Origin of the sequence: Pseudomonas sp. MS19 (genome assembly GCF_013277615.1) — a bacterium.
Classification (GTDB): domain Bacteria; phylum Pseudomonadota; class Gammaproteobacteria; order Pseudomonadales; family Pseudomonadaceae; genus Aquipseudomonas; species Aquipseudomonas marincola.
This window is the reverse complement of record NZ_VBTO01000004.1, coordinates 65,622-80,915: the sequence shown is the minus strand read 5'-3', so window position 1 is coordinate 80,915 and position 15,294 is coordinate 65,622. Positions and strand designations below refer to the sequence as shown.

Annotated in this window: 16 protein-coding genes; 9 read left to right on the top strand and 7 right to left on the bottom strand. The window is 57.3% G+C overall.

Annotated elements, in window-relative coordinates; genetic code table 11:
* Positions 1-128: 128 nt before the first annotated feature.
* Positions 129-503 carry a histone-like nucleoid-structuring protein MvaT gene (gene mvaT, locus FEZ62_RS01585; protein ID WP_069902130.1) on the top strand — a complete coding sequence of 125 codons (375 nt, stop codon included), beginning with the start codon at positions 129-131 and terminating at the stop codon, positions 501-503.
* A 174-nt stretch (positions 504-677) separates the two neighbouring features.
* Here mvaT and sbcB read toward each other — a convergent pair whose 3' ends face one another.
* Positions 678-2,108, bottom strand: coding sequence for an exodeoxyribonuclease I (sbcB, locus tag FEZ62_RS01580; RefSeq protein WP_172926597.1), 1,431 nt, complete (start codon positions 2,106-2,108; stop codon positions 678-680).
* A gap of 270 nt (positions 2,109-2,378) precedes the next feature.
* On the opposite strand from sbcB, the gene FEZ62_RS01575 reads away from it, so the two are divergent.
* From FEZ62_RS01575 to FEZ62_RS01550, 6 genes are read left to right on the top strand one after another with little or no spacing between them, the layout of a single operon-like run.
* Positions 2,379-3,095, top strand: coding sequence for an RDD family protein (locus FEZ62_RS01575; RefSeq protein ID WP_069902129.1), 717 nt, complete (start codon positions 2,379-2,381; stop codon positions 3,093-3,095).
* Positions 3,092-4,072, top strand: a complete 981-nt coding sequence (locus FEZ62_RS01570) for a stage II sporulation protein M (RefSeq protein ID WP_172926596.1) — start codon at positions 3,092-3,094, stop codon at positions 4,070-4,072. Before FEZ62_RS01575 ends, FEZ62_RS01570 begins: the two co-directional genes overlap by 4 nt.
* Positions 4,059-5,684: a DUF4129 domain-containing protein gene (locus tag FEZ62_RS01565; protein ID WP_172926595.1), complete on the top strand. Its 1,626-nt coding sequence runs from the start codon at positions 4,059-4,061 to the stop codon at positions 5,682-5,684. Before FEZ62_RS01570 ends, FEZ62_RS01565 begins: the two co-directional genes overlap by 14 nt.
* The gene (locus FEZ62_RS01560; RefSeq protein ID WP_172926594.1) at positions 5,681-6,883 is read left to right on the top strand and encodes a DUF4350 domain-containing protein; all 1,203 of its coding nucleotides are present in this window, start codon (positions 5,681-5,683) and stop codon (positions 6,881-6,883) included. The genes FEZ62_RS01565 and FEZ62_RS01560 overlap by 4 nt, the downstream gene beginning before the upstream one ends.
* Positions 6,880-7,932 carry a MoxR family ATPase gene (locus tag FEZ62_RS01555; protein WP_172926593.1) on the top strand — a complete coding sequence of 351 codons (1,053 nt, stop codon included), beginning with the start codon at positions 6,880-6,882 and terminating at the stop codon, positions 7,930-7,932. The genes FEZ62_RS01560 and FEZ62_RS01555 overlap by 4 nt, the downstream gene beginning before the upstream one ends.
* A gap of 10 nt (positions 7,933-7,942) precedes the next feature.
* Positions 7,943-9,274: a DUF58 domain-containing protein gene (locus FEZ62_RS01550; protein ID WP_172926592.1), complete on the top strand. Its 1,332-nt coding sequence runs from the start codon at positions 7,943-7,945 to the stop codon at positions 9,272-9,274.
* Between the two features lie 75 nt (positions 9,275-9,349).
* Here the strand turns inward: FEZ62_RS01550 and FEZ62_RS01545 are convergent, their stop codons facing one another.
* The 3 genes from FEZ62_RS01545 to FEZ62_RS01535 all read right to left on the bottom strand — a co-directional run bounded on the left by FEZ62_RS01545 (position 9,350) and on the right by FEZ62_RS01535 (position 10,747).
* Complete coding sequence (locus FEZ62_RS01545; protein ID WP_090515121.1) at positions 9,350-9,637, bottom strand: PA4642 family protein; 288 nt, start codon at positions 9,635-9,637, stop codon at positions 9,350-9,352.
* Between the two features lie 74 nt (positions 9,638-9,711).
* On the bottom strand, positions 9,712-10,185 hold the full coding sequence (locus tag FEZ62_RS01540; protein ID WP_172926591.1) for a WbuC family cupin fold metalloprotein: 474 nt from the start codon (positions 10,183-10,185) through the stop codon (positions 9,712-9,714).
* A 4-nt stretch (positions 10,186-10,189) separates the two neighbouring features.
* Positions 10,190-10,747 (bottom strand): hypoxanthine-guanine phosphoribosyltransferase, encoded by a 558-nt coding sequence (locus FEZ62_RS01535; RefSeq protein WP_069902121.1) that lies wholly within the window; start codon positions 10,745-10,747, stop codon positions 10,190-10,192.
* A 268-nt stretch (positions 10,748-11,015) separates the two neighbouring features.
* Here FEZ62_RS01535 and upp point away from each other — a divergent pair, with 268 nt between their 5' ends.
* The gene (upp, locus tag FEZ62_RS01530) at positions 11,016-11,654 is read left to right on the top strand and encodes a uracil phosphoribosyltransferase (protein WP_069902120.1); all 639 of its coding nucleotides are present in this window, start codon (positions 11,016-11,018) and stop codon (positions 11,652-11,654) included.
* A gap of 2 nt (positions 11,655-11,656) precedes the next feature.
* Entirely contained in the window at positions 11,657-12,928 is a 1,272-nt protein-coding gene (locus tag FEZ62_RS01525; RefSeq protein WP_172926590.1) for a uracil-xanthine permease family protein, read from the top strand.
* A gap of 117 nt (positions 12,929-13,045) precedes the next feature.
* On the opposite strand, the gene FEZ62_RS01520 is transcribed toward FEZ62_RS01525, so the two are convergent.
* The 3 genes from FEZ62_RS01520 to FEZ62_RS01510 form a co-directional block, all read right to left on the bottom strand.
* On the bottom strand, positions 13,046-13,333 hold the full coding sequence (locus tag FEZ62_RS01520; protein WP_172926589.1) for a hypothetical protein: 288 nt from the start codon (positions 13,331-13,333) through the stop codon (positions 13,046-13,048).
* A gap of 181 nt (positions 13,334-13,514) precedes the next feature.
* Complete coding sequence (locus FEZ62_RS01515; protein WP_069902158.1) at positions 13,515-14,276, bottom strand: ABC transporter permease; 762 nt, start codon at positions 14,274-14,276, stop codon at positions 13,515-13,517.
* Between the two features lie 52 nt (positions 14,277-14,328).
* Complete coding sequence (locus tag FEZ62_RS01510) at positions 14,329-15,252, bottom strand: ABC transporter ATP-binding protein (RefSeq protein ID WP_069902117.1); 924 nt, start codon at positions 15,250-15,252, stop codon at positions 14,329-14,331.
* Positions 15,253-15,294: the final 42 nt, after the last annotated feature.

Here is a 15,294-nt window from a genome sequence, read left to right as displayed (position 1 = left end):
TAAGTGTGAATTAAGCTTTAATTCAGTTTGGCCAAGAATATTTAAACAAACAGGTTTACTTGTGAAAAGTGCCTGACTATCATTACTAATACTCCGCTGTCTTACACATTACTTATCAAGGTAAGCCCATGTCGCTGATCAACGAATACCGCGCTACAGAAGAAGCTATCAAAGAATTGCAAGAGCGCCTTAAGAACATGTCGCAAGACGACAAGCTGAAGAAGGAACTCGAGTTCGAAGGCAAATTGCGCACCCTGATGGGCGAATACTCCAAGTCCCTGCGTGACATTATCGCCCTGCTCGACCCGGAAGCTAAAGTCGGCAAACTGCAGCGCGGCGCTAAAACCACTACGACCAAGCGCGCTCGTAAAGTTAAGCAATACAAAAACCCGAACACCGGTGATGTCATCGAAACCAAAGGTGGCAACCACAAAACGCTGAAAGAGTGGAAAGCCAAGTGGGGCTCCGACGTGGTCGAGAGCTGGGCTACCCTGCTGGGCTAAGCCTCGCGAACAGCCCTGCATTCCGATTCAAAGCGGATGCAATAAATTAACGCCAGCCTTGCTGGCGTTTTTTATGACCGTTAAATAAGTACAACGCAGGTGGCAGATTGTTATAACAATCCTGCATTGCCTTATAACCTTATTATAATTAAGGATAAAGGCCGCGCCAGAGCCCTACAGCGCCAATTTAGCCTGCAACTGCGCCGCATATTCACGCCACGCCTTCAGCACTTGTAACTGAGCGGCAGTGGCACCAGACGACAACTCGTCTGCCGCCGCATTAAAACCCGCCAGGGTATTCGGTGCGCCCTGTTCGGGATCAGTTAAACGCTGCTGACAGAATAGTTGCCAACGCTGCAATTCTTCACCATTAAGCGTGTCCGGGAAATTTCGGGCGCGGTAACGAAACAACAACTCAGGCAACCGCTGATCATCGAAGGGCCACTGTTGTTGGCCTAAATGAGCCGGATCGGCATTACGCACCTGTTCAGACAATCGCCGGTCACGGTCTCCAATAAAACCGTCATACAACTGCTGCTCCGGATCGCTGGTCGCCGTGAAATTCTCCTCGCTATATATAAGCGCTAACTTTTCCTGCCACTGCGTGCGGTTGTCACTGAGCAACGCTGTACGCGCCTCACAGACTGACATGTCTAATTGCACGCGCTGAATATCCTGCTCGCGCAACACACCCAGAGGCGCCAGAACCGGGCAACGATTAATGTGTATAAGCTTGAGCGGCACGGGCAATTGCTCTGCACTGAGTTGATCGCGGCGGGTATAAAGTCGCTCGCGCAGTGTTTCGGCCGTTTCATTAAGCAGCGGTGCCGGATCGTTGCGTAAATCACAAACAATTAACGCATTGCGATTACGCGGATGCCAGGCCAGCGGCAATACAACCGACAAGTAATGCTGTGCAGCGCCAAAACGCCCTGATACATGCACCACGGGTTTTAAAAGTTGCACCTGATCAAGCACTCGCTGTTTGCTGCGCAGCTTATACAGATAGTCATAAAGTTTAGGTTGGCTGTCGCGCAGCAACCGCGCGAGCGCAATTGTTGCCCGTACATCGGACAGTGCATCATGCGCCTGCCCATGATCGATGCCATTTTGCGCCGTTAGCCGCTCCAGCTTGAGGCTGACGCGGCCATCCTCCTGTGGCCAGTTGATTCCCTCTGGGCGCAGGGCACAGGCGGTGCGCACCATATCGATCAAGTCCCAGCGGCTGTTGCCGCCTTGCCACTCGCGGGCATAGGGATCGAAGAAATTGCGGTAAAGACTGTAACGCGTGACCTCGTCATCGAAGCGCAAGCTGTTGTAGCCCGCCCCGCACGTGCCGGGCAAAGACAGCTCGGCATGGGTTCGCGTCATGAACTCGGCTTCGCTCATGCCTTTCTCCGCCAGCACCGCCGGGGTTATACCGGTAACCAGGCAGGCTGCCGGATGCGGCAGAATATCGTCGCTTGGCTGGCAGTAGATATTCAGCGGCTCGCCGATTTCATTGAGGTTTTCATCGGTGCGCACCCCGGCGACCTGAAGCGGCCTGTCGCGGCGTGGGTCAATACCTGTGGTTTCGTAGTCGTACCAGAAAATGCTCGAAGTCACTTGATTGTCCTTTGGCGAGTGCGGGGCCAGTTTATCATCGCCAAGCCAACCGTTATCCAGCCGCCGAGGCTTGTGAGCAGGCTTGCAAGACGCCACACTGCGCGTCTGTGGTCATATTCACAAGGATGTCAGCCATGCACCCGTGCGTTTTATTGCAACTGCCAACAGGCCAGTCACGGCAACATCAACCCTGCAAATACGCTGACACAACCCTGTTGCGCACACGTCGGCAGCTGGCTAGCATCGTGGTTTACCTCGCACAAGCAACCCATGCCCGTTAATACCGCCCCGCGCGCGCCTGCCCCCGCTCTAGATACCCGCTACCACGTGGAAACTCCGGAAGGCATCGACCTGATCCTGCGACCGGCCGGGCTGATTCCACGCGCCCTGGCATTCATCATCGATTTAGTGGTGCGTGGCGTACTGCTGACCGCGCTGTATTCGCTGCTTAGTTTGCTGGGCGACTTCGGCACCGGCCTTGCGACAATACTGCTTTTTCTGGTGACCTGGTGGTACATGGTGTTGTTCGAGGTATTGAATCAGGGCCGCTCGCCGGGCAAGCAACTGATGAAGCTACGGGTCGTTCACGATGACGGGACGCCTGTTGGCTGGGCCGCCTCGCTCACGCGCAATCTGCTGCGCTTTGTCGACATGCTGCCATTCGCCTACACGCTGGGCATTATCAGTTGCCTGACTCACCCGGCCTTCAAGCGTCTCGGCGATATCGCCGCCGGAACACTGGTGGTGTATGCCGAAATCCCACTTGCTGCCCCCGAAATTCCCGAGGCAGAAATACTCATCCCGCCCTTCGCCTTGAACCTGGCCGAACAACGCGCGCTGCTTGGCTATGCCGAACGCTCAGCGCAACTCACTGCAGAACGGCGACTGGAGCTTGCCGCGATTCTCAGCGAGCCCCTCAAGGTCAGTTCAGAGGACGCCGAGAAGCAGATCCATGGCATTGCCCGTGGCTTAATGGGGCCGACATGAAACAGAGCCAGTTCGAAAACCAGCACCAGCAAGACTGGCAAGCATTCAGCAAGGAACTCGGCCGACTCGAACGCGGCAAAGCCGACCATAAGGCCAGCCAGCAGTTTGCCGCCAACTACCGACGGCTTTGCCAGCATCTCTCACTGGCCGAAGCCCGCGGCTACAGCAATTATCTGGTCGCTCACCTGCAACAACTGGTGATGCGCGGTCATCAACAGTTCTATCGCCATCGCAGCCCGATTGGCGCACAACTGATCGGATTCCTGCTCAGCGGCTTCCCGCGGCTGGTCCGCGCACAGTGGCGTTTTGTCGCCGCAGCCAGTGCAATCTTCTTCGGCAGCCTGCTGCTGATGGCACTGCTGGTTTATAACGTGCCCGAGTTGGTTTACAGCCTGATGGAGCCTGACCAAGTCGCCAGCATGGAGAAAATGTACGACCCCGAAGCGCATCGCCTTGGCCGTTTCGCCGAGCGTGATTCGGGCGATGACTGGATGATGTTCGGCTTTTACATCATGAATAATATCGGCATCGCCTTCCAGACTTTCGCCAGCGGCCTGCTGTTGGGGCTTGGCAGCCTGTTTTACCTGCTGTTCAACGGTTTGATGATTGGCGCTGTTGCCGGGCATTTGCTGCAAATTGGCTACAGCGAGACGTTCTTGTCTTTCGTCGTCGGCCATGGCGCATTCGAACTAACGGCCATCGCGCTTGCAGGCGCCGCCGGTTTAAAGCTTGGCTGGGCGCTTCTGGCACCTGGCCGCTTGCCTCGCGCGGAAGCGCTGAAAATTGCCGGCAAAGACAGCGTGCGGCTGATTGGCGGCGTAATCGTATTCCTGTTGCTGGCGGCTTTTATCGAGGCCTATTGGTCGTCCATGACGTTCGCCAGCCCGCACATCAAGTATGCCGTGGGCGCGCTATTGTGGCTGCTGGTTCTGGCTTATCTGCTCTTTGCCGGGCGAGGTTCGCATGCGCCTGAGTGATGTCAGCGTCAGCATCCGCCCGCGCAATGCATGGGAAGCGCTCGACCTCGGCACCTTGATGGCCCGCCAGCATGGCGCACTGCTGATGCTCAGCTGGGCGATTATCACCGTGCCGGTTTTTGCCGTACTCTGCCTGCTGTTCTGGGATTCGCCGGGTTGGGCGGTATTGATTTTCTGGTGGCTTAAACCGGTCTATGAGCGCCTGCCACTGCATATCATTTCACGCAGCGTATTTGGCGAGACACTGACATTGAAGGCGGCCCTGCGCGAGTATCCGCGCCTGATCAGGCCGCAACTGCTGGCCAGCCTGACATGGCGCAGGCTGAGCATGCGCCGAAGTTTCTACATGCCAGTGCAACAACTCGAAGGGCTTGCCGGGCGCGCCCGCAACGACCGAATTGCGGTGCTGGGCCTACGTGATGCCCGCCCCGCTACCTGGCTGACGCTGGTCGGCGTGCACATTGAAACCGCGCTGTATCTGGGCGGCATCAGCCTGTTCTATCTCATGTTGCCAGGCCAGATAGAAACCGACTGGAGCTGGCAGAACTTGCTCGAAGCCACTAGCCATGACTGGCTCTGGCTTGAACACCTGTCGAACCTGATTTATGTGCTGGTATTGATCATCTGGGAACCGATTTATGTGGCCTGCGGATTCAGCCTGTACCTCAACCGTCGCACGGTGATCGAGGCGTGGGATCTCGAGTTGGTATTCCGCCAGATTCGCCAGCGTGTCAGCGGCGCGGCAACCGCATTGCTGCTCGGCTGTGCGCTGCTGCTAAGCCAGTTGCCCACTCAGGCGATGGCTGCTTCGGTCACTGGCGAGACAGCAGTGGCACCCAATGGTGTGGCTGCCACAAGTGAAACCGTCATCGCTCACCCCCAAGTTGATCCGTTGGGGCCTGATGCTGAACGGCTTGGCAAGCAGCCACTCAACAGCAAGCAAGCGCAGGAAAGCATTCATAACCTGTTGGATCAGCCGCCATTCGAGAACCGCCAGACGGTTACCGGCTGGCGCTTGAGCTCGAACGACGAGTCGGATAAAGCCAAGAACGCCGACTGGCTGGAAACACTGATCAAAGGTTATAAAAATCTGGCCAAGTTCTGGGACTCACTGCGCGTACTCAACCAGATTTTCGAGATTCTGCTGTGGGCCGCGCTGGCGGGCCTGATCGTCACCCTGATATGGCGTTACCGGGATTGGCTACGCACCTTCTCCGAACGCTTGAAAATCACCCGTCCGCAACAACGCCGCCAGCCTGAAGAGCAGCTTTTTGGTCTTGCCGTTACCCCGCAAAGCTTGCCCGACAACATCAGCGCCGAAGCCCAGCGTCTCTGGGACACAGACCCGCGCGCGGCACTCAGCCTGCTCTATCGGGCAATGCTCAGCCGCTTGCTGCATGATCACGCGCTGGCGCTGAAAACATCGCACACCGAAAGCGAAGTACTGGCCTGTATCGAGACCCTTGAACAACCTGCGCTTAATCAATTCAGCCAGCTGCTGACTCAGCATTGGCAGAACCTTGCCTATGGCCATCGCCTGCCGCCTGCCAGCCTCAAGCAGCAACTATGCACAGGCTGGGATCAGGTCTTCGAGCGCGAGGGCCACACATGAGCAGACGCAATGGACTGCTGCTGATTGGTGCTCTGCTGATTGCGCTCGGCTTGCTCGGCAGTTACTTGCTCGGGCGCGCCGAGCCGTATGAAGAAGTGATCAAGCATGGCCCCTCGCCGGAGGCCAGAAGTAACCGGTATTTGGCAGCCGAACATTTCCTGCGCAAACAAGGCATCGCTGTTGAGCGTGCCGACAGTTTGGCCCGCCTGAAAACCTTACCCAGCCGTGGACAAACCCTGCTGCTTTTAGGCTCCCGGTACAACATGACGCCCCAGCAAACCGATCGGCTGCTGGCATGGACCGCACAAGGCGGGCACTTGGTCGTGGTGGCCGAGCGCCTGTGGGACAAGGAACAAGGCAAAAGTGGCGACCTGCTTCTCGACACACTGAGCATCGAGCAATACGAGAGCGCTGACCTGCCAGAAACAGAACCTGAACAGGCGGACTCACCGGCTGCGGCGCAACACCCCGCCGACACTGAGAAGAATCATTATCCAACGCTGACCCAGCTCTACCTGCAGAACGAAACAGCGCCGGCCTACATCGGCTTCGATACCGAGTTCCACCTCGCCGACCCCAAGAATCAAGCCTACGCCTGGGCCAATAGCGCCGACAGCACGCATTTGCTGCAACTGTATTATGGCGAAGGTCTGGTGACGGTGATGACCGATGCCTGGATCTGGCAGAACGATAAGATCGACCGATACGACAACGCCTGGCTGCTTTGGTATTTAACTCAGGACAGCCGCGTAACCATGCTCTATCGCGCCGAACACGACAGCCTGGCAACGCTACTTTGGCGCCATTACCGGCTGGCGATTGGCGCACTGTTGCTGCTGATCATTGCTGCAGTCTGGCATCTCGGCATGCGTCAGGGCCCGATCCGGCAACCGGCCAGCCATAGCCGCCGGCAACTGCTTGAACACCTGCGCGCAAGCGCCGAATTTATTGTCCGCCACAATGGCCAGAAAGCATTGATGCGCGGCTTGCAGATCGACATTCAGCGCCGCGCCCGCCGTCGTCATCCGGGCTTCGACAAACTCGATGTGGCCCAGCAATGGCACATTATCGGACGCCTCAGCCGGATGCCCGCCAGTGCGATTAGTCGCGCCATGCGGCCTTTGCCAAACGAACGCCTCTCGGCCAGTGAATTCACCCGTCAGGTTGCCCACCTGCAAACTCTCAGGAATGCCCTATGAGCGAACAAACGCCGGATCAGCCAACACCCGAATCGCCAGCTGTGAGCACGGGCGAGCCCGCGCAAACGGCTGCTGCGAACAATGCAGCGCAGCAACGCCAACGCGCCAGCCAGTTACTGCAAGCGCTGCGCGCCGAGCTGAAAAAAGCGCTGATCGGCCAGAACATGGTGATCGATGATGTGCTCACCGCGCTGATTGCCGGTGGCCACATTCTCATTGAAGGCGTGCCCGGCCTTGGTAAAACCCTGCTGGTACGGGCGCTCGCCCGCTGCTTCGGTGGCGACTTTGCACGTATCCAGTTCACCCCGGATCTGATGCCGAGTGATGTCACCGGCCACGCGGTTTATGACCTGCAAACCGAACAGTTCAAACTACGCAAAGGGCCGGTATTCACCAACTTACTGTTGGCGGACGAAATCAACCGGGCACCGGCCAAAACCCAGGCCGCGCTGCTGGAGGTGATGCAGGAGCGCCAAGTCACCCTCGAAGGCCGTGCACTTGGCGTACCGCAGCCCTTCATGGTGCTGGCGACACAAAACCCGATTGAGCAGGAAGGCACCTACCCGCTGCCGGAAGCTGAGCTGGATCGCTTCATGCTCAAGTTACGCATGGACTATCCGGAGCAAAGCGAAGAGCTGAACATGGTTCGTCAGGTCAGCCGTTCCAGCAAAGCCGACATGCTCGAAGTCACCCAGCTGCGCAGTTTGTTGCAGGCCAAAGATGTCATGGCGCTGCAGAAAATCGCCAGCGACCTGCCTATCGACGAGCAAGTGCTTGAGTACGCCGTACGCCTGGCGCGTGCAACGCGCAGTTGGCCGGGCCTAAGCATCGGTGCCGGCCCGCGTGCATCGATTGCACTGGTGCGCTGCTCCCGCGCCCGCGCCTTGATGCGCAGCGGCGAGTTCGTGCTTCCGGAAGACATAAAAGGCTGTGCGCTGGCGGTCTTGCGCCATCGCGTGCGCTTATCACCGGAGCTGGATATCGAAGGCCTGTCGGTTGATCAAGTGCTGCAGCAATTGATTGATCAGGTTCCGGCACCGCGCTTGTGAGAGATCACGCATGAAGCCTTCGCGCACACTGCTCTGGATGCTCACAGCGATGCTGGTGCTGGGCGTTATCGTCGGCAGCATTCAAGCGCTGGGCATCAATCTGCCCGCGCTTTGGCAATCCCTCGGCTGGGGCCTGCTGCTGGCGTTGCTGGTCGCGGCGGCAGTCGATGCACTGCGCTTGCAACGCATCGCCACGCCCGAGATAAGCCGCAGCCTGCCCGGCAATCTGGCACTTGGCCGCTGGAATCAGGTGCAACTCCATATCAGTAACAACCAAGCGCGCACGCTGACATTCGACATTATCGACCATGTGCCAGAGGCCATGACCGTCGAAGACTTGCCGCAAAGCCTTGAATTGCCCGCGGGTAAACAGGCCCAGCTGACTTACCGGGTACGCCCACGGCAACGCGGCCTCTTCGCCTTCGAGCGTTGCGAGATCGGCATGGCCAGCCCGCTGAAACTCTGGCGTGCCCGTCGTCTTGTCGCGCTGCCTGCGCAGACTCGGGTTTATCCGGACTTCGCCCGCCTCTACAGTGCGCAACTCATGGCCGTGGACGACTGGCTAAGCCAACTTGGCGTGCGCCAGAAGCCAAGACGCGGCCTGGGCATGGAATTTCATCAATTGCGCGAGTTTCGCGAAGGCGACAGCGTGCGCCAGATCGACTGGAAAGCCACAGCCCGGAAACGCACGCCAATTGCCCGCGAGTATATGGACGAGCGCGACCAGCAATTGGTGTTCATGCTCGATTGCGGGCGACGCATGCGCAGCCAGGACGGAGATCTCGCCCACTTTGATCATGCTCTTAATGCCAGCCTGCTCCTGAGCTACATTGCCCTGCGCCAGGGCGATGCCGTAGGCATTTCGGCGTTTGCCAGTGAAACGCCGCGCTATCTGGCTCCGGTCAAGGGCGCCGCTCAACTCAACGTTATCCTCAACAGCGTGTATGACCTGCAAAGCAGCCAGCGCCCCGCTGATTATTCGGCAGCGGTACAAACCCTGCTCAAGCGTCAGCGTCGGCGCGCACTCGTGGTTCTGGTAAGTAATCTGCGCGAGGAAGATGAAGCCGAGCTGCTTGGCGCGGTCAAACAACTCAGCCGGCAGCACCGCGTGTTGGTTGCCAGCTTGCGCGAAGAAATACTCGATGAGGTGCGCCAAGTGCCGGTTGGCACTTACGATTCGGCTCTGGCCTACTGCGGCACCGTCGATTATCTGAATGCGCGCAATCGCCTGCATGAACGCCTGACGGCGCACGGCGTTACCGTGCTTGACGCGCGCCCGAGCGAGCTGGGCCCGGAGCTGGTCAATCGGTATCTGGGCTGGAAAAAATCTGGCGATCTGTAGCAGCCGCCAGCGCCAAACGTGCAATAAAAAACCGCCGGTAAAGGCGGTTTTTTGTGGGCTGTAAGCCGCTGGGTATCAGCCGCGTGCAGCCTTGATCGCTTCGATGTAGGGCTCAGCGTTGCGTTGATCCGCGATCAGCGCGATGAAGTCATTGCCTTGCGCATCCTTGGCATCAAGCGCATAACCGCGCTCGACGAAGAAGCCGACAAAACGCTCGAAATCATCGATCCGCAGGCCGCGATACGCCTTGATCAGTTTATGCAGGGACGCCGGTGTTTCATCTGCCGGTTCCACGTCGAGGAACAGCTTGATCGCGTCGTCGCTGATCTCTTCGCCAATCACCTGTTTCTTGTCTTTACGCATCACTCACTCCAGCTACACCGCTATAAACGAGGCCGGCAGTGTACCCCTGCCAGCGTCCTGCGCTCAACGCCGATTCAGGCGAATTGCGCGCGCATCCAGTCTCGGTACGCGGCAACTTCGGGCGTTCCCTCAACCGGCGCCCATGCAGCAATCTCGCCCTCGACAAGCGCACGGTAAGGCCCGGCCTTGCACTCAAACAGAATGCTGTCGGCCTCAAGCACGATCAGCGCATGAAACACGCCGGGCGGAATATCAACTCCGACGCAATCGGCATTTGCCGCCAGAACTCGCGTACCTTGCAGGCTGCCATCTGTGTTGAACAGCAACAAACCCAGCCGGCCTTTGAGCACCAGCAAGGTTTCCGCTTTATCTGCACTCAGATGCCGGTGCGGCGCAATGTATGTATCGGGCTGCAAACCAACCGCCAACCGATGACAAGGGTCGCTCATCTCGTGGAAGTTGTGATGCTGGCGCTGTCGCGGGCTTTGTGCCGCGTTGGCCGCAAGCTGAGCAAACAGAGCCTGATCGATGAATGCCGGAGTGCTCATCTGTTTACATGCCTTTAATGGCATAGATGCCCGGTGCGTTACGCCAGTAGCCTTTGTAATCCATGCCGTAACCGAAGATGTAACGGTCAACGCACGGCAAGCCCACGAAGTCGGCTTTGAGTTCCGGACGCGCCTTGCGGTCGTGGTCTTTATCGATCAGCACGGCAGTGTGCACAGCGCGCGCACCGGCGTGGTGACAGAAGTCGATGATCGCGCCCAGGGTGTGGCCTTCATCGAGAATGTCATCAATGATCAACACATCGCGGTCAATAAACGAAATTTCCGGCTTGGCTTTCCAGAACAGTTCGCCGCCGCTGGTTTGGTTGCGATAACGCGTGGCGTGCAGGTAGGAAAGCTCCAACGGGAAATTGAGCTTGGGCACCAACTTGCCAGAGAAAATCAGGCCGCCGTTCATGACGCAAAAAACCACTGGGTTGCTGTCAGCCAATTGGCTGTTAATGGCATCTGCAACCTGGCAGATGGACGCCTCAACCTCTGCCTCGGTGTAGATACAGTCGGCTTCAGCCATAACTTGACGGATGTGCGCGAGATCAGCGGGCATGGTATTTCCTCGTGGTTGACGCATTGTTGGTCAAAATAAAAGCCGGCAAAGGTACGCATGTGCCTGCCAAGGAGCAAGCCCTCATAGACGAACGAAGATCTATTTGCGGAAAATGTCAGCAATCTAAGCGACAATTGCCGCGAATCAACTGCATGACCCGCACACACTTCTATTATTAGAAAGTTTGTTCCTCGTCATACAACCCCCGACACGCTCGCCGATGCTTTAATCTAACGCACTTTTTGCCCGTTTTGCCGGAGAACCCGCCATGCCAGTCCATGAAATTCGTCACCCGCTTATTCGTCATAAACTCGGCCTCATGCGCCGCGCCGATATCAGCACCAAAAATTTTCGCGAACTGGCACAGGAAGTCGGCGCCCTGCTGACTTATGAAGCAACCAAAGACCTGCCGCTTGAAAACTACGAAATTCCGGGATGGTGTGGCCCGGTTCAGGTCGAAAAAATCTCCGGCAAGAAGATCACTGTAGTCCCTATTTTGCGTGCAGGCATTGGCATGCTCGAAGGTGTACTTAGCCTGATTCCAGGCGCCAAGGTGAGTGCTGTGGGTGTGGCGCGTAATGAAGAAACGCTGCAGGCGCACACCTATCTGGAAAAACTGGTACCGGAAATCGACGAGCGCATGGCCATGATCATCGACCCGATGCTGGCTACTGGCGGCTCCATGGTGGCGACCATCGACCTGCTCAAGAAAGCTGGCAGCACCAATATTCGCGCCATGGTGCTGGTTGCCGCACCAGAAGGCATCAAGGCGGTGCAGGATGCGCATCCGGACGTGACGATCTACACCGCCTCCGTCGATGAAAAACTCAACGAGCATGGCTACATCATTCCGGGCCTCGGCGATGCGGGCGACAAGATCTTCGGCACCAAGCAGAAGGACGCTTGAGCATGCTCGACGATCACACTCGCGACTCGACGTGGCGTCAGGCGCTTGCCGGTTCGCAAATGCTCTTCGTAGCATTTGGCGCACTGGTGCTGATGCCGCTGATTACCGGCATGGACCCCAACGTTGCACTGTTCACTGCCGGCATTGGTACGCTGATTTTCCATATTGTTACCAAGAACCAGGTGCCGGTATTTCTGGCCTCGTCCTTTGCCTTTATTGCACCGATTCTGGCCTCCAAGGCTGACTTCGGGCTACCCGCCACGCTCGGGGGTTTGGTCGCCGCCGGCATGGTCTACATGCTGCTGTCCGCGCTGGTTAAATTCAACGGCACCGGCTTCATCGACCGCCTGCTGCCACCCGTGGTCATCGGCCCGGTAATCATGTCTATCGGCCTTGGCCTGGCGCCGGTTGCGGCCAACATGGCGATGGGCAAAGCCGGTGATGGCAGCGCCCAGCTTATCCCGAACGATACGGCGTTGATTATCTCGATGTCGGCACTGGTCACCACCCTGATTGTCGCCGTTATCGGCTCGGGCATTCTGCGTCTGGTGCCGATTCTGATGGGCGTTGCCGTGGGTTTCAGTCTTTCCTGGTTTCTTGGCGTAATCGACTTCAGCAACGTTGTCGCCGCGCCGTGGTTCGCCATTCCGAAATTCGTCGCCCCTGAACTGAACTGGAGCGCAATATTGTTCATGCTGCCGGTCGCCATTGCCCCGGCCATCGAACACATTGGCGATGTGCTGGCGATCAGCACCGTAACGGGGAAAAACTACCTGAAAAAACCCGGCCTGCATCGCACCTTGCTGGGCGATGGCTTGGCCACTTCGGCCGCTGGCATGCTCGGCGGCCCGCCCAACACCACCTACTCCGAGGTGACTGGCGCGGTGATGCTGACCAAGAACTTCAATCCAAAGGTCATGGTGTGGGCCGCTATGATTGCGATCGTACTGGCCTTTGTTGGCAAGTTCGGCGTGCTGCTGCAGAGCATTCCGGTGCCGGTGATGGGCGGGATTCTGTGCCTGCTGTTCGGCTCGATTGCGGTAGTCGGCCTGAACACGCTGATTCGCCATCAGGTTGACCTGTCCGAGGCACGCAACCTGGTAATCGTCGCCGTAACGCTGGTGTTCGGCATTGGCGGCATGGTGATTGGCGCGGGTGATGTCAGCCTGAAAGGCATCTCGCTGTGCGGGATTGTCGCCATCCTGCTCAACCTGCTACTGCCAGGCGGCAAGGGCTGGCGCAGCAAGAAACTCGACGAGCAAAGCGTCGAATAAGCGCTGGGCGGCTTAGCCCTGAAATAGGTTTGCCTCTATTTCAAACACAAAAGCCCGACTGCTAAATGCATGTCGGGCTTTTTAATATCTATAGCGTTTACCCACTGAATCGCTTGCTCAGGTTTGGATTTCGTCAACGCCCAGCAGTTGGACTTCGGTCACGGGTGGTTCAGGCTCATCCTCGACCGACTCACCGGTGATGGCGGCAATCAATGGCCATTGCTGATCAAGGCCAGCCCCAATCTGGGTGACATGATTGATCATGCGTTGACCGGCCTGCTTGGCGACTTCATCGCTGCTGCGCATCAGCTCGAACGACATGTCGGCGAGGGCTGCGGTCAGATGAGTCAGGGTGCGCGAATACAGGCTCATGAGCTGAGCAAGCTGTTTGTCTCTTACATCCATTTAAGCAATCTCCTACGCCCAACTTCCAGCACGTAGGCTACATCGAAAACGTGATAAACATCACGTAATTTTACATTTCTAGAGCGCGTGTAGTGGCCAGTAGCCAATCTCCCTTATCGGCGAGCCATTTGCCTCTCGCGTCGGCTCCATAAAACCGACGCTGGCAGATCACAAAAAGCGCTTAGCTTTTCAGGCGATAACCGGTCTTGAATATCCAGCCGACAGTGGCGATGCACAACACCAGAAAGCCGAGAATCATGCCCACGCTAACCAGCACATTGACGTCTGAAACGCCGTAGAAGCTCCAGCGAAACGCACTGATCAGATACACCACCGGATTGAACAGGGTCACGGTTTGCCAGAACTCCGGCAACATACTGATCGAGTAAAAACTGCCGCCTAAAAAGGTCAGAGGGGTGACGATCAGGGCTGGCACGATTTGCAGCTTCTCCCAACCATCCGCCCACACGCCGATGATGAAACCGAACAGGCTGAAGGTAACGGCGGTGAGCACCAGAAATGCCCCCATCCAGAACGGGTGGAGTATCTCGAAATCGACAAAGAACTGCGCCGTGAAGAGGATGATCAAGCCAAGGATGATCGACTTGGTCGCGGCCGCGCCGACATAACCGATCAAGATTTCCAGGTAAGAGACAGGCGCCGACAGCACCTCATAAATAGTCCCCGAATACTTGGGCATGTAGATGCCGAAAGAGGCATTGGAAATACTCTCGGTGAGCAAGGCCAGCATCATCAGGCCCGGCACGATGAATGCGCCATAACTGACACCGTGCACCTGCGTCATGCTTGCGCCAATTGCCGAACCGAACACCACAAAATACAGTGACGTCGAAATTACCGGCGTGGCAATGCTTTGCAGCAAGGTGCGCCAGGTGCGCGCCAGCTCGAACAAGTAAATCGAGCGAATTGCATAAAGGTTCATGAACGGTTCCCCAAAAATCGAATGTCTGACTGGCAAGTGGCGACTGCGCTGTTCATCGGCCATGCACCAGGCTGACAAAGATCTCTTCCAGCGAACTCTGGCTGGACTGCAGGTCTTTAAAATCGATACCGCGTTGCGCCAGATCTTTCAGCAATTCGGCAATACCGGTGTGCTCACGCTGGGTATCGAAGGTGTAAACCAGCGCATGTCCATCATCGACAAGCTCAAGGGTGTAGTGATTGAGTTGCTCAGGAATGCTCGCCAGCGGTTGCTGCAATTGCAGGGTGAGCTGCTTCTTGCCCAGCTTATGCATCAGCGCTTGTTTGTCTTCGACCAGAATGATTTCACCGCGGCTGATCACCCCGATCCGGTCAGCCATTTCCTCGGCTTCCTCAATGTAATGAGTGGTCAGAATGATCGTCACGCCGCGCTCACGCAGCCCGCGCACCATGTTCCACATATCGCGGCGCAGCTCCACATCAACACCAGCGGTCGGCTCATCGAGGAACAGAATTTGCGGTTGGTGCGACAGCGCCTTGGCAATCATCACGCGGCGCTTCATGCCGCCGGACAACTCGAAAATCCGCGCATCGCGCTTGTCCCACAGAGAAAGATCGCGCAGCAGCTGTTCGAGGTAAGCCGGGTCCGGTGCCTTGCCGAACAAGCCGCGCGTGAACTTGACCGTGGCCAGCACGCTTTCGAAGCCCTCGTTAAACAACTCTTGTGGCACCAGGCCTATCTTGGAGCGAGCCGCACGGTAATCACTGATGATGTCGTGCCCGTCAACCAGCACCTTGCCGCCACCCGGATTAACGATGCCGCAGATAATGCTGATCAGCGTGGTTTTACCCGCGCCATTGGGGCCCAGCAGCGCAAATATCTCGCCCTTGTGGATATCCAGATTGATGGTTTTCAGCGCCGGATGGCCGGACGCGTATGTCTTGCTCAGTTGCTGAATCGAAATTACCGGCTGCACAGCAACACCTTATCTGCGGGGGAAAATACGATTGTAGGGAAA

What these genes read in the sequence shown, in the direction of transcription:
- FEZ62_RS01570 (WP_172926596.1), top strand. Translation starts at nt 3,092, where the DNA reads ATGAAACAGAGCCAGTTCGAAAACCAGCACCAGCAAGACTGGCAAGCA.
- FEZ62_RS01515 (WP_069902158.1), bottom strand. Translation starts at nt 14,276, where the DNA reads ATGAACCTTTATGCAATTCGCTCGATTTACTTGTTCGAGCTGGCGCGC.
- FEZ62_RS01565 (WP_172926595.1), top strand. Translation starts at nt 4,059, where the DNA reads ATGCGCCTGAGTGATGTCAGCGTCAGCATCCGCCCGCGCAATGCATGG.
- FEZ62_RS01520 (WP_172926589.1), bottom strand. Translation starts at nt 13,333, where the DNA reads ATGGATGTAAGAGACAAACAGCTTGCTCAGCTCATGAGCCTGTATTCG.
- mvaT (WP_069902130.1), top strand. Translation starts at nt 129, where the DNA reads ATGTCGCTGATCAACGAATACCGCGCTACAGAAGAAGCTATCAAAGAA.
- FEZ62_RS01540 (WP_172926591.1), bottom strand. Translation starts at nt 10,185, where the DNA reads ATGAGCACTCCGGCATTCATCGATCAGGCTCTGTTTGCTCAGCTTGCG.
- FEZ62_RS01575 (WP_069902129.1), top strand. Translation starts at nt 2,379, where the DNA reads ATGCCCGTTAATACCGCCCCGCGCGCGCCTGCCCCCGCTCTAGATACC.
- FEZ62_RS01545 (WP_090515121.1), bottom strand. Translation starts at nt 9,637, where the DNA reads ATGCGTAAAGACAAGAAACAGGTGATTGGCGAAGAGATCAGCGACGAC.
- FEZ62_RS01535 (WP_069902121.1), bottom strand. Translation starts at nt 10,747, where the DNA reads ATGCCCGCTGATCTCGCGCACATCCGTCAAGTTATGGCTGAAGCCGAC.
- FEZ62_RS01550 (WP_172926592.1), top strand. Translation starts at nt 7,943, where the DNA reads ATGAAGCCTTCGCGCACACTGCTCTGGATGCTCACAGCGATGCTGGTG.
- FEZ62_RS01560 (WP_172926594.1), top strand. Translation starts at nt 5,681, where the DNA reads ATGAGCAGACGCAATGGACTGCTGCTGATTGGTGCTCTGCTGATTGCG.
- FEZ62_RS01525 (WP_172926590.1), top strand. Translation starts at nt 11,657, where the DNA reads ATGCTCGACGATCACACTCGCGACTCGACGTGGCGTCAGGCGCTTGCC.
- upp (WP_069902120.1), top strand. Translation starts at nt 11,016, where the DNA reads ATGCCAGTCCATGAAATTCGTCACCCGCTTATTCGTCATAAACTCGGC.
- FEZ62_RS01555 (WP_172926593.1), top strand. Translation starts at nt 6,880, where the DNA reads ATGAGCGAACAAACGCCGGATCAGCCAACACCCGAATCGCCAGCTGTG.